The sequence below is a fragment of the Nonomuraea sp. NPDC049400 genome (genome assembly GCF_044466425.1).
Classification (GTDB): domain Bacteria; phylum Actinomycetota; class Actinomycetes; order Streptosporangiales; family Streptosporangiaceae; genus Nonomuraea.
In genome coordinates this window covers 52,961-64,763 of record NZ_JBITMP010000028.1, presented here as the reverse complement: position 1 = coordinate 64,763, position 11,803 = coordinate 52,961, and the positions used below count along the sequence as shown (strand labels likewise).

Sequence of the window (11,803 nt, the reverse complement as noted above, 5' to 3'; positions counted from 1 at the left end):
GAACCATGAGGCCACATTCCCACTCGTACAACGTCCAGAAAGGCCCCATCGGTTTCCCATCCAACGGTCTCGAATCGGCTTCAGTTTTCTGTCAGCCGGCCAGCGGCAGCACCTCGGCGTGCTTCAGCCCGGCCAGCGCGGCGCCGGAGACGGCCAGCTTGGACCTGCGCACGCCGCTCCCGATCACCACCCTCGGGTGCTCGGCGACGCGCGTGTCCACCAGGATCGGCCAGTCGCCCGGCAGGCCGAGCGGGGTGATGCCGCCGTACTCCATCCCGGTCAGCTCGACCGCGTCGGCCATCGGCGCGAAGCTCGCCTTGCGGGCGTCGAGGTGCCTGCGGACGACGCCGTTGACGTCCACGCGCATCGTCGCGAGCACCATGCAGGCGGCGTAGCGCGTCTCGCCACCCCGCTTGGCCGCCACGACCACGCAGTTGGCCGACTCGTCGAGTGTCACGCCGTACCGCTCGCAGAACGCCGCCGTGTCGGCCAGCTCGGGGTCGATCTCGGCCACCTCGGCACCCTCTATGTCCCCCACGGCCGCCGCCACCGGATCGGCCAGCAGGTCGGTCCGTTCGGTCGCGGGCATCCAGTGCAACGCCATCCCATCTCTCCTCGATCGCTTTCTCCCAGGACCCTAACTCCAGTCACGGGAGCAGCGTGCGGCATCACCCGGACTGCAGCACTCGCTGGTGCAGCTGGGTGACGACGCCGCGGGCCGACTCCATGGCCCCCGCCTGCCAGGCGATCAGATGGGTGAGCCAGTCGCCCGCGAAGTAAACCCTTCCGGCGGGGCGTTGCAGAAAAGTGAAGGACGAATCAAAGTCCGGCCAGCGCACCCAGCCTCCCTGGATGTGCTGCTGGCGGTGCCAGGCGATGGAGACGCTGGACAGGAGGTTCTGGCGGTACTTGTCGCCGTGGATCTTCTTGCCCTGGGTGAGCGCTCTGCGCCGTCTGTCCTCCGGGGTGAGGGCTCCGTACAGCTCGGCGTTCTGCTCGGTGTTGTAGTAGCCGACGAGGAGGCCGCGTTCCGAGTGGTAGCCGTGGGACGGGTACCAGATGTGCGTGATGTCGAGGTCGGTCTCGGTCACGCCGCCGTAGATGCGGTCCTCCAGCTCCCACCAGCGCTTGCCGTACTCCAGGCCGATCTTGCCGGTGGCGACCGGGATCGGGGCCTTGAGCGCGGTGGTGACCGGGTCGCCCAGATTGTGCGGGATCTTGGCGAGGAGGTGGGGCGGGAGGGCGGCGATGCAGTAGTCGGCCTTGACGCTGCCGCCCTCGTAGAGGACCTCCACGCCGTCGCCGAGGTTGGTGATCTTGGTGACCCGGGCGCCGGTCCTGATCCGGTCCTTGCCCACCGCCTCCATCAGCTTCGTGACGATGGCGTCCATGCCGCCGACCGGCTGGAACATGGGGGTGGCCTGCTCGTAGCCGAAGTCGTTGGTGATGGCCCGGCCGGTGCCGGCGGCGAGGACCTGGCTGAGCGAGCCGGGGGCGTCGAGCGGGGTGCCGACGCTTATTGCCGGATATTTCACGAAACCGCGCCGCATGGACCCTTCGTACTCGAGTTTGGGACCCAGGTCGCCGAACCGTCTGAGGAACTCGAGCAGCCTTTCCTGGTCGTCTTTGGTGATGGCCTTGTTGAGTGCACCGACATTTGTCGCTTTGGCCAGTAATTCCGCGATATAGCCGTACATATCTGCTCGGGCAGTGCGGGCCCGCATCGTCTGGCCGTTGGTGTGCACGTAGGCCGCGGCGTTGTTGTTGACGAAGGTCTCGATGGGGATGCCCAGTTCGCGGCAGTAGTCCAGCGTCACCATCCACGGGGCGATCCGGCCGGGGCCCGCGTTGAAGTAGACGCCCTCCCCGAACTTCACCTCCTGGGTGGGGCCGTTGAGCTCGGCCAGCCGGTCGCCGCCGCGCAGGGTGAGGTTGCGCCCGCCCGCCCGGTCCCTGGCTTCGAGCAGCGTGCAGTCGTACCCGGCCTTGCCCAGCTCGTACGCGGCCGTCAGCCCCGCCACCCCGGCGCCGAGGATCACGACCTTGGCCGCCCCTTTGCCACGCAGGCTGAAGTCGCCCGGCCTCGGAGCGACGAACTGCTTGTCCTGCTCCGACGGCGCCAGGCCGAGTGCGCCCATGGCGGCGTACATGGCTCCCGCGCCGCCCACCGCCCCGATCCCGACGAGTAACCCCCGCCGCGTCAGTGCCGCCCCGTCCACTTCTCCGTCTCCTCGCTGCCCGGCTCAGCCGTACGGGCCGCTGCCGCAGGCGACCTGGCCGCCGATGGTGGCGAAGATGCCGAACAGCGCCATGATCTGCGTGAAGTCGTCAGTCGTGAACTCCGTGTGCCGCGACCCCACCGTCTTCACCCCCGGGACCAGCGCCACGGCGGCGGCGATGGCGGTGGAGTTCCACTCCACCCCAAGTGTGTACGGCGCCGGCACCTGGTACGGCGTGAAGTCGGTCAACCGGCGCAGCGCTCGCGCCGTGGCCTCACGGATCCTGGCCTGGGCGACGCTGGGTGGCAACAACTCGGCCGAGAACTTGTCGATCCCCTTCTTCACCGCCACCGTCTCGACATCGCCCAGCAGCTCGCGCGCTTCCGCGCCGACGGCCTCGTCCCCGGTCACCAGCACGACCGGCACCCCGTGGAACCCGGCGCACGCCGCGACGAGCCGCGTCTCGCCGCACAGGTCGCCGTTGAGGTAGACGTTCTGGATCTCCTTGCCCATCCAGGTGTGGTTCAGGACGCCGTCCTGTACGCCCGCGCGGGCGTGGTAGCCCACGAAGCACGCGGCCTGGAACGACCCGTCGAGCCCCTGAGCCATCCGCTGCGCCTTCCCGGGGCCGCGGATGAGGCTCGCCCGGGGGTCCAGCAGATCGATCCTGAGGTTCTTCGTGGACCCGTGGGCGTCGTTGACCAGCACGCCTGCCGCTCCTGCGTCGAACGCCCCCTCGATGGCGGCGTTGGCGTCGGCGGTCATCAGCTCGCAGCCGCGCTCGTAGCCGCGCTTGCCGGCGTGCATCTCCTCGGGGTCGGTCAACCCCGTCACGCCCTCCATGTCCACCGACAGATAAACCTTCACGCGTCCCTACTCCTCAACTGCCGGGCTCCTTAACTGCCGGGTCCTTCGAAAGGGGTCAGGAGCCCCATGTCTCCACCTGGCGGACCTGCTCCTGCGTCATCAGCCCGACGTGCTCGCCGACGAACGCCGTCGCCTCGCCGCGCCACTGAGCGGGGATCTCCTCAAGGGCCCGCGGGTAGCAGCGGTCGAGCCAGCTCGTGGACTCCTCCGTGACGTCGAAGTAGTCGAGCGTCCCCGCGAAGAGCGTGTTCTCGATGCCGGGCACGCGCGCCAGCCCGTACTGGATCATCTCCATGCCCCCGTACGGCGGCTTCCTGAGCCACTTGCGGGCGACCGGGCGGTCGGCGGTGACGGGGGTGTCGAGCGGGCGGCGCTCGACGGCCGCCTGGATGAGCTCCTTGTAGAGGCACTTCCCGCAGGTACGGCAGGGGCCGTCGGTGCCGCGCAGGCACCAGCGCACGTAGTCCTTGAGGTCGGAGCCCAGGGCCAGGCGCATGGTGGTCGCCTCGCTCACCCCGCCGACGGGCAGCACGATGTGCACGCCGGCGGCGGCGAACAGCCTGCCCCACTTTCCGTGCGGCGACCACATGGGGTTGTCGGGGGTGTAGCGCAACAGATAGCGGTCACCGCCGAGCCAGCGCGAACCGAGCTCGTAGCCGAACCCCAGACCGCCGAGGTCCAGCTGGTCGGCCAGCAGCAACGCGCCCGCCGCGACCGCGTGGTGCTCCGGGTAGCCGGGGCGGGGCTCGGCCAGCGTGAACTCGAGGTCGGAGTCGACCGTGCTCAGCTCGCGCCCCGTCTTCGCGGCGAGCTTGGCCAGGACGTCCGCTCGGTAGTGGGACCAGCGGTTGGGGACGCGCGGATGGGGCACCCGCCGGAAGTGCACGAAGGGCGCCTCGGGGTAGATCGTGGCCGCCGCCACGGAGTCCGCGCCGCCGCTGTACGAGATCGCCAGCCTGGCCCCGGTCTGGCGCGGCTCCACTCCCACCGGGCCCGCCTCGATGCCCCAGCCGGCGTGCAGCGCCTCGGCCACCTGGGCCGAGATGGCGCGGTCGAAGGTGATCCGCTTCCTGGTCCACGGCGCCACGACCGTCCAGGCGGCCACGGCGAAGAGGTCGGGGTGGGCGTCGTCGGGGACGCCGCCGATGGAGCAGGAGTTGGTGGCCAGCTTGACGGGGTGCTCGTCGGAGGCCTTGCCCGTGATCTCGTCCTCCGCGTCGAGGCGGAAGGTCAGGCCCGTGCCTGACCAGGTCACGCGCACGACTGCTCTCCCTGCTCGCCGGCGGTACGGCCGGCGCGGAGGTCGTCGATGGCCTGCCAGACCAGGACCTCGTTCTGGAGCACGCCGTCCAGCGCCTTCGCCGTCTCCTCGGCCAGCCGGTGGGCCTCGTCGATCTTCGCCCTGTCGGCCCTGTCAGCCCTGTCGGCCGGCGCCGGGCGGGCGTTCCTGAGGCGCTCGACCTCGCTCTGGAGGGTCGCCATCTCCCGCCGCAGCGTCTGGACCTCCCAGAGCGCGTCCCTGATGTCCTGACGATGGTCGGAAATGGAGATGTAGCGGGAGTCGAACCACGTGCGCACGGCCTTCCGGAGCCGGGCGGGGACCAGGAGGCGCATCATGAAACGCCACCATAGTGGTAAACCCCCGCCCGAAAGGACGAGCTTTCCGAATGGGTCGACTTTCTTGTCAACGACCTGTGAATTTGGGCTTTGCCTTCTCCGTGAACGCCCGCATGCCGGTCTTGGCGTCGTCTGTGGCGAAGAGGCCGGAGAACTGCAGGCGCTCGACCTCGAGGCCGGTGTCGAGGTCGACCTCCAGGCCCTGGTCGATGGCCTGCTTGGCGGCGCGGAGCGCGACCGTGGGGCCGCCGACGAACGTGGCGGCCCACTCCAGGGCGGCCGTGTAGACCTGCTCGTCCGGCACCACCCGGTCCACCAGGCCCATCGCGAGCGCCTCGGCGGCGGGCACGTGGCGGCCCGTGAAGATCAGATCCTTGGCGCGGGCGGGGCCGATCAGGCGCGGCAGGCGCTGCGTGCCTCCGGCGCCGGGGATGATGCCGAGCAGGATCTCCGGCTGGCCCAGCTTGGCCGACTCGCCCGCGACCCGGAAGTCGGCGCAGAGGGCGAGCTCGCAGCCGCCGCCCAGGGCGTATCCGGCGATGGCGGCGATGACCGGCTTGCCGATCTGGGCGACCGCCGTGAAGCAGGCCTGCAGCGTACGGGAGTGGGTGGCCATGTCGGCGTAGGACATGTCGGCCATCTCTTTGATGTCGGCGCCGGCGGCGAAGACCTTCTCGCCGCCGTAGACGATCACCGCCTGCACCTGCGGGTCGGCGTCCACCTCGCGGGCGGCCTCGGCGATCTCCCGCTGGACCTGGCCGTTGAGGGCGTTCATCTTCGGACGGTCAAGACGGATCGTGGCGATCTGGTCGGCCACTTCGACGCTCACAAACTCACCCATGGACCCGAACCTAACAGAGCGCCCGCGCCTGGCCATGGATCCAGCGGTCAGTGGGCGGCGGCCATCACCTCGTCCACCGTCTTCTTGCTGCGCGACACCCGTACGAGCGCCGCCGACAGCCGGGCCAGCTCGTCGTTCGAATGGGCCAGCCGGGCCAGCGGGCGTTCCTGGCGCGGCAGTCCGAGCTCCTCCGCGCCGTCCAGCACCCGCTTGTCCAGGTGCGGCGCGACCTGGGGCCACACCGCCTGGACCTCGCGCAGGAAGATGTCGGCCCCCGTCGGGCCGATGCCGGGGAACTCCGTCAGCAGCTGCGTGATCCTGCGGACATCGCCGCCGGCCTCCTCGCGCAGGCGGCGCAGGTCGCCCTTCCAGCGGTCCAGGAGCAGCTCGGCGGCCTTGCCCAGCATGGTCGAGGTGCGCTCGTCGTAGCGGCGGTAGTGGCCGCGGCCCAGCGCGTCCACGCGGTCCTGCCAGCTCGCGTCCCGCATGGCCTTGGGAGTGCCGTACCCCGCCTTGAACAACTCTTTGGCGGCCGCGACCGCGATCTCGGCCGAGATCCGGGCGCTGAGCAGATTGGCCAGGACGAGCAGCTGGTACAGCGGCTTGGGCTGGTCGGCGAGCTTGATACCGGCCTCTTTGGCGAACGTCCGCCCGTAGCGGTCGAGCAGGACGTCGAGGACGGCCTTGTCGGTCTTACCCATGCCGGCACCGCTACCCGGGAGCTGTCCTGACATGCCGGGTTTGGGACGAGGGGTGTGGGGGAGGCGAAGGGTTCGTCGATGGCGAAGGAGCTCGCTGTGCTGACATTGACTGACAACGCCGTCGAGGCGATCCGTGATCTGATGGTGGGAGAGGACGTGCCTGCCGACGCGGGCCTGCGCATCTCCCCGAAGCCCGATGCGGCGGGGACGCTCGAGCTGTCGCTGGCCAGCACGCCGCACGCCGGTGACCAGGTGGTCGAGAAGGAGGACGTACGGGTCTTCGTCGCGGAGGACGTGGCGCAGATCCTCGACGACAAGTCGCTCGACGCGCAGCCGGGCGTGCCCGGGCAACCCAACTTCCGGTTGAGCCGGCGTTGATCAACCCAGGTCGGACTCAGATGCGGGCGAGCGCACGTCGCCCAGCCCGAACAGGCCCACGAGCCTGCCGTCCATCTGGGTGACGACGACGTGGTCCACTTTGGCACGGTCCATCCGCTGAATCAGGGGTCCGAGCTGCTCGCTCGGCCGCACCGTGGTCACGCCGACGCGCATGACCCGCTCGGCGGTGCCGTTCAGGTCGGCGCCCTTGAGTTCGCGTGACCCGACCACGCCCTGGACCACGTCGTCCTCGTCCACCACGACGGCGAGCCCGGCGGGGTCGGCGATGATGCGCTCGGTGAGCTCGTCCAGCGGGTCGTCGAGGGCGGCGGTCACGGGGTCGCGGCGCACGTTCCGCGACACCAGCTCGGCACTGCCCTCGTACGGCAGGTCCGCCGCGAGCCAGTCCATCTTGCCCAGCCGGTAGTCGTGCACCTCGCGGAACCCGAGGCGGTCGAGCCGGTGCGCGGCCCGCGGGCTCAGGTCGCAGAGCCAGTCGTGGCAGTAGACGATGACGGGCCGCTCCTGGTCGAGCTCGCCCGCCGACGTGCCCATCGCGGCCAGCGGCAGGTTCACGGCCTTGGGCAGGTGCGCCCACGCGTACTCCGCCTCGGGCAGCACCTCGACGAGCTGGGCCTGGCCGGTGGCGACCAGATCCTGTACGGCTTCACGATCGATGATGTTCGTCATGGCCTCCCCGTACCCGCAGACGGCGATTCGTGTCACGATGACGACGCGTCCGATTCAGGGAGTGCCCGATGTGTGACGATCCGCTGCTTCCCGCGCCTGTGGCCCGCGCGCTGGCCGAATATCGTGAGCTGCGTGACGCGCACGGTCCCTGCTGGGGCGAGCCGCCCATCACGTATGTCACCCAGGCATGGGCCACCGTGTTCCTCGACCGCCGCTACAACTACTGGAACGCGGCACGGCGGCAGCTGGCCGACCTCTATCCCCCGGAGCAGATCGAGGACCACCTCGAGGAGGTCGATCCGGAGCGGGCCGTGCGCGACGCGCTCGCGGGCGACGTGCTGGACAACCTGGCCGCGCTACGCCTGACGCCCGAGGGGTTCGCGCTGGAGGCCGACACGCAGGTGGTGCTGGACGACCGGCCCTTCCGTACGTCGTTGCTGCTGGACTCCAGCACGGACGAGCCCGTCACGGTCGTCGTGGACGGCACGCCGTACGAGGTGCCGCCCCATGGCGCCAGGGTGGTGGCGCTGGAGCGGGACGTCAGCGTCGGCGGGCAGCCCGTCGATCTGTCGCCGTTGTCCAGGCGGGTCGAGGCGGCCACGATCAGGGTTCGGGCGGGCTTCCCCTGCCGGTGGAACGTGACGGGCGCGAACGGGCAGGGCTGGTATCCGGAGGGCGCCCCGCCCAAGAGGGACGGCCACCGCAGGCCGTACTTCCACGGCGACGACCTCGTGGTCACGGTGCCCGCCGAGCCGATCACCGTGACGGTGGCCAGGGGCATGGAGTACACCTCGTCCGAAGTCGTCGTCACCCCGGAGGCGGGCGCGCAGACGCTGGTCGAGCTGGCGCCCGAGCGCCTGTACGACGCGGCGGCCCGCGGCTGGTACGGCGGCGACCTGCACGTGCACCTCAACTGGATGGGCGAGGAGCCCGCCGCACCCACGCTGGCCGCGGCGGCGCAGCACGGCGAGGACCTGCACGTGCTCAACCTCGTGGCCGGCAACGTGGCGAGCGGGCGCGTCTACGACATCGAGGCGCTCGCGCACTGGGCGGGCAAGGACCTGCCGTGGTCCGACGACAGGCACCTGGCGAGGATCGGTGTGGAGTACCGCAACGACGTCGTGGGCCACCTCACCGCATTCGGCCTGCTGGAGCCGCCGCGGCACTACCACACGGGGTTCGAGGGCACAGCCGACTGGCCGCCCAACACGGCCGCCCTGGAGGAGCTGCGGGCACTCGGCGGGGTGACGAGTTACGGGCACCCCTTCCACACCGCGTTCTCCGACGACGACCCGCCGGACGTGGTGCTCAGCGATGGCCGCAACTGCGCGGCCAGGGAGATCGTCGCGGACGCCGCGCTGGGTCTGATCGACACCCTCGACGTGCTCAACCACTCCTCCGTCCAGGCAACCGCCGCCGTGTACCGCCGCCTGATCGGCGCGGGCAACAGGCTCGCGGTCACCGCGGGCACCGACGCCGTGCTCTCCTTCTGCCGCCGCGGCACCGCCTCCAGCCCGCCGGGGTGGGAGCGGGTGTACGCGAACGTCGCGGGCCCGCTCACCGCCGAGTCCTTCACCGAGGCGGTCCTGCTCGGCCGCACCTTCGCCACCACCGGGCCGTGGCTGGAGCTCACCGTGAACGGCCACGGGCCGGGCGACACGCTGGAGCTGGCGCCAGGGCAGCGGGTGGAGATCGTGGTCTCCTCGATCGGGCCCGAGGTCGAGTCCCTGGAGATCCGCACCGCGGCGGGCGTGCTCGCGCAGGGACCGCCCGGGCGGCTGGTCGCGTCGATGGCGGTGGACGAGCCGACGTACGTGGTGGCGATCGCCTCGGGCGGCGCGCACCCGCGCAGCATGCACTCGGCCGGCGCGTACGCCCACACCAGCCCGGTGTACGTGGACGTCGCGGGCGAGCACGTGGCCAGGGCGGCGGACGTGCGCTGGTGCCTGGCCTGGCTGGACCGGCTGGAGGTGCTGCTGCGGGAGTACGGCACCTTCGAGAGCGCCGCGCAGCTGGACGACCACCTGGACCTCTACGAGCGCGCCAGGGCCGTCTACCGCCAGCGGCTCCCCTAGCCCTGCCTGCTCGCCGCGTCGCGACCGGCGCCGCGCCCGGGGTGTCGTCGGGCATCGCCGCCGCCGAGGGTGCGGCTACGACCGGCCGGAGAGGCGTTCGACCACGCGCAGGAGCGGCGGAGTGGTCGAGCGCGCCGTCGCCGGACGCGTCAGCCGCCGCCACGAGCTGGGCGACCAGCGGCCCTCGCTCAAATTCGTCCTGTAGCCGCCCGGCGGCCGGACACCGCCCGCCGTTTCCCGGCATCCGGTCACCCGCCGATGGTGTCGAGCTCCGCGACCGCGTCCGCGGGCAGGACCAGGTCCGCCGCGGCGATGTTCTCGCGCAGATGGGCCACGGACGAGGTCCCCGGGATGAGGACTGTGGTGGCCGAACGCCGCAACAGCCAGGCCAGGGCCACCTGCTGCGGCGAGGCGCCCAGGCGGGCGGCCACGTCGGCGAGTGTCTCCGACTGGAGCGGGGTGAACCCGCCGAGCGGGAAGAACGCGGCGAAGGCGATGTTCTCGGCCGCGCACCGCTCGACGAGGGCGTCGTCCTGCCGGTTGGCCAGGTTGTAGAGGTTCTGCACGGTGACGACGGGCGCGATGCCCTGTGCCTCGGTGAGCTGGACCCCGGAGGCGCCGCTGAGGCCGAGGTGCCGGATCAGGCCCTGCTGCCGCAGCTCGGCCAGGGTGCCGAACTCCTCCGCGATGGACTCCTCGGTGGTTCCCTCGTGCGAGCGCAGGCGCAGGTTGACGACGTCGAGGACGTCCACGCCGAGGTGCTCGAGGTTCTCGTGCACCTGGGCCTTGAGGTCCTCGGGGTCCAGGGAGTGGATCCAGCTCCCGTCCTCGCCGCGGCGTGCACCGACCTTGGTGACGATGTGCAGCTCCTCCGGGTACGGGTGCAGGGCCTCCCTGATGAGCTCGTTGACCACGACGGGCCCGTAGAAGTCGCTGGTGTCGATGTGGTTGATGCCCCGATCGACGGCTTCGCGGAGCACGGCGACGGCCTGGTCGCGGTCCTTGGGCGGTCCGAAGACGCCGGGACCGGCCAGTTGCATGGCGCCGTACCCCATGCGGTTGAGGGTGAGGCCGTCCGCAAGCGTGAGAGCCCCGCCGGAGATATCGCTCGACATTTCACTTCTCTCATCTCATGTACCGGGTTGTCGTCGACAATCTCCGGCATGTTCGTCCTCTGAGGGAGTACCCCGCCGTTCCTAGGGCTGACAGTGCCACTCACCTGCGGGACATCGCGGCCCGGTCTTACGCTTGGCGCCGGCGGTATGACATCCGGCGGAGCAACACCTCTGCCGGGCCCCGGCGCCCGGCGACGCGCATCCACTCGGCAAGCACGACCGACAGCAGCCAGATGCCGACGGCGACCCCGAAGGTGGCGGCGATGCTCAGGTCGTCGTGCAGGCTCAGGGTGAACGGGTAGAAAAGCACCATCCACATCACGGCCTGGAACAGGTAGAACGTCAGCGACCGCTGCCCCAGCGCCGCCAGGGCCGTGGTGACGCGGCCACCACGGACCTTGACCGCGAGGAGCCCGACGGCGGCGGCCATGCCGATGCCGCCCGCGTATCCGGTCAGGTCGTGCGCGACGGCGACCGCCCAGCTGACGGGGGCCGAGCCGGTCGTCCACACGCCGGCGGCGAGCAGAGCCGCGGGAAGCCGGCCGGCCATGGACACGCCAATGAAGATCAAGCTGATCCGGCGCAGCAACGGCAGGTGCCGCTCGGGCTCGTCGAGGATCCGGCGCCTGGCAGCCCAGAGGCCCACGAGCATGCCCGGCACCACCATGACGATGCCGGCGGCTGTCTCCACCGGCCAGGACGGGATGTTGGCGACGAGGTGCGCGCCAAGCGTGTGCTCCATGAACCCCGCCCCGGTGACGGGCCCCGCCTGGGCCGCCACGGTCTGCCAGGCCAGCAGGAGGGTCGCGGGAACCAGCGTCACCAGGCTCGTCCACCACAGCACCGAGTCCCGCGCTCGCACGAGTGGAGCGAGCACCAGCAGGGTCAGCCCGTACACCGCGATGATGTCGATCGGCACGAGCACCACCGTGTTCACGAAGCCGATGACGATCAGCCAGAGCGCTCTGCGCCGCAGCAGTTTCCTGACCGAGGTCCAGTCGCTGCCCCTGGCCTGCTGACGGTGGGCCAACTGTCCGAGCCCGTAGCCGAACAGGAACACGAACATGTCGCGGGCCTGGTTGTCGGCGAGCAGGGACTTGATGAACTTCGCCGCGGCATCGAGCGCGGCGGGCCCGGCGTGCCAGTTGTCGACGAACGCGGGCGCGTGCGACAGGGCGATCAGCAGCAGCATGACGCCGCGTGCCAGATCCGGCGCCAGCGATCTCGCGGTCACGCTGGTGGGCGCCGTGAGGGTCATGTCCATTCCTTCCTAGGCCGTATTTCGCGATAGTACGTGTTC

At 70.6% G+C, this 11,803-nt stretch carries 12 protein-coding genes; 2 read left to right on the top strand and 10 right to left on the bottom strand.

Annotated features, from left to right (window positions below; all coding sequences use genetic code 11):
- Positions 1 to 91 precede the first annotated feature (91 nt).
- From ACIBVN_RS35815 to ACIBVN_RS35785, 7 genes are all read right to left on the bottom strand, one after another.
- Positions 92 to 604, bottom strand: a complete 513-nt coding sequence (locus ACIBVN_RS35815) for a YbaK/EbsC family protein (RefSeq protein ID WP_397144160.1) — start codon at positions 602 to 604, stop codon at positions 92 to 94.
- A 64-nt stretch (positions 605 to 668) separates the two neighbouring features.
- Positions 669 to 2,219 (bottom strand): flavin monoamine oxidase family protein, encoded by a 1,551-nt coding sequence (locus ACIBVN_RS35810; protein ID WP_397144158.1) that lies wholly within the window; start codon positions 2,217 to 2,219, stop codon positions 669 to 671.
- 24 nt (positions 2,220 to 2,243) lie between these two features.
- Positions 2,244 to 3,086 (bottom strand): M55 family metallopeptidase, encoded by an 843-nt coding sequence (locus ACIBVN_RS35805; RefSeq protein ID WP_397144156.1) that lies wholly within the window; start codon positions 3,084 to 3,086, stop codon positions 2,244 to 2,246.
- Between the two features lie 55 nt (positions 3,087 to 3,141).
- A complete protein-coding gene (locus ACIBVN_RS35800) occupies positions 3,142 to 4,347 on the bottom strand; it encodes a DUF6395 domain-containing protein (protein WP_397144154.1) in 1,206 nt (401 codons plus the stop codon).
- Positions 4,338 to 4,703, bottom strand: a complete 366-nt coding sequence (locus ACIBVN_RS35795) for a hypothetical protein (protein WP_397144152.1) — start codon at positions 4,701 to 4,703, stop codon at positions 4,338 to 4,340. Before ACIBVN_RS35795 ends, ACIBVN_RS35800 begins: the two co-directional genes overlap by 10 nt.
- Before the next feature lie 67 nt (positions 4,704 to 4,770).
- Entirely contained in the window at positions 4,771 to 5,544 is a 774-nt protein-coding gene (locus tag ACIBVN_RS35790; protein WP_397144150.1) for an enoyl-CoA hydratase/isomerase family protein, read from the bottom strand.
- Between the two features lie 47 nt (positions 5,545 to 5,591).
- On the bottom strand, positions 5,592 to 6,245 hold the full coding sequence (locus ACIBVN_RS35785; protein ID WP_397144148.1) for an endonuclease: 654 nt from the start codon (positions 6,243 to 6,245) through the stop codon (positions 5,592 to 5,594).
- 96 nt (positions 6,246 to 6,341) lie between these two features.
- Between ACIBVN_RS35785 and ACIBVN_RS35780 the strand changes: the two genes are divergently transcribed.
- Positions 6,342 to 6,623: a HesB/IscA family protein gene (locus tag ACIBVN_RS35780; protein WP_397144146.1), complete on the top strand. Its 282-nt coding sequence runs from the start codon at positions 6,342 to 6,344 to the stop codon at positions 6,621 to 6,623.
- On the opposite strand, the gene ACIBVN_RS35775 is transcribed toward ACIBVN_RS35780, so the two are convergent.
- Positions 6,624 to 7,349, bottom strand: a complete 726-nt coding sequence (locus ACIBVN_RS35775) for a rhodanese-like domain-containing protein (RefSeq protein ID WP_397144144.1) — start codon at positions 7,347 to 7,349, stop codon at positions 6,624 to 6,626.
- A gap of 32 nt (positions 7,350 to 7,381) precedes the next feature.
- Between ACIBVN_RS35775 and ACIBVN_RS35770 the strand changes: the two genes are divergently transcribed.
- Positions 7,382 to 9,388, top strand: a complete 2,007-nt coding sequence (locus ACIBVN_RS35770; protein ID WP_397144142.1) for a CehA/McbA family metallohydrolase — start codon at positions 7,382 to 7,384, stop codon at positions 9,386 to 9,388.
- A gap of 248 nt (positions 9,389 to 9,636) precedes the next feature.
- On the opposite strand, the gene ACIBVN_RS35765 is transcribed toward ACIBVN_RS35770, so the two are convergent.
- Complete coding sequence (locus tag ACIBVN_RS35765; RefSeq protein ID WP_397144140.1) at positions 9,637 to 10,503, bottom strand: oxidoreductase; 867 nt, start codon at positions 10,501 to 10,503, stop codon at positions 9,637 to 9,639.
- 127 nt (positions 10,504 to 10,630) lie between these two features.
- Positions 10,631 to 11,761, bottom strand: coding sequence for a DUF418 domain-containing protein (locus ACIBVN_RS35760; protein ID WP_397144138.1), 1,131 nt, complete (start codon positions 11,759 to 11,761; stop codon positions 10,631 to 10,633).
- Positions 11,762 to 11,803: the final 42 nt, after the last annotated feature.

What these genes read in the sequence shown, in the direction of transcription:
- ACIBVN_RS35785 (WP_397144148.1), bottom strand. Translation starts at nt 6,245, where the DNA reads ATGGGTAAGACCGACAAGGCCGTCCTCGACGTCCTGCTCGACCGCTAC.
- ACIBVN_RS35790 (WP_397144150.1), bottom strand. Translation starts at nt 5,544, where the DNA reads ATGGGTGAGTTTGTGAGCGTCGAAGTGGCCGACCAGATCGCCACGATC.
- ACIBVN_RS35760 (WP_397144138.1), bottom strand. Translation starts at nt 11,761, where the DNA reads ATGACCCTCACGGCGCCCACCAGCGTGACCGCGAGATCGCTGGCGCCG.
- ACIBVN_RS35770 (WP_397144142.1), top strand. Translation starts at nt 7,382, where the DNA reads ATGTGTGACGATCCGCTGCTTCCCGCGCCTGTGGCCCGCGCGCTGGCC.
- ACIBVN_RS35765 (WP_397144140.1), bottom strand. Translation starts at nt 10,503, where the DNA reads ATGTCGAGCGATATCTCCGGCGGGGCTCTCACGCTTGCGGACGGCCTC.
- ACIBVN_RS35815 (WP_397144160.1), bottom strand. Translation starts at nt 604, where the DNA reads ATGGCGTTGCACTGGATGCCCGCGACCGAACGGACCGACCTGCTGGCC.
- ACIBVN_RS35795 (WP_397144152.1), bottom strand. Translation starts at nt 4,703, where the DNA reads ATGATGCGCCTCCTGGTCCCCGCCCGGCTCCGGAAGGCCGTGCGCACG.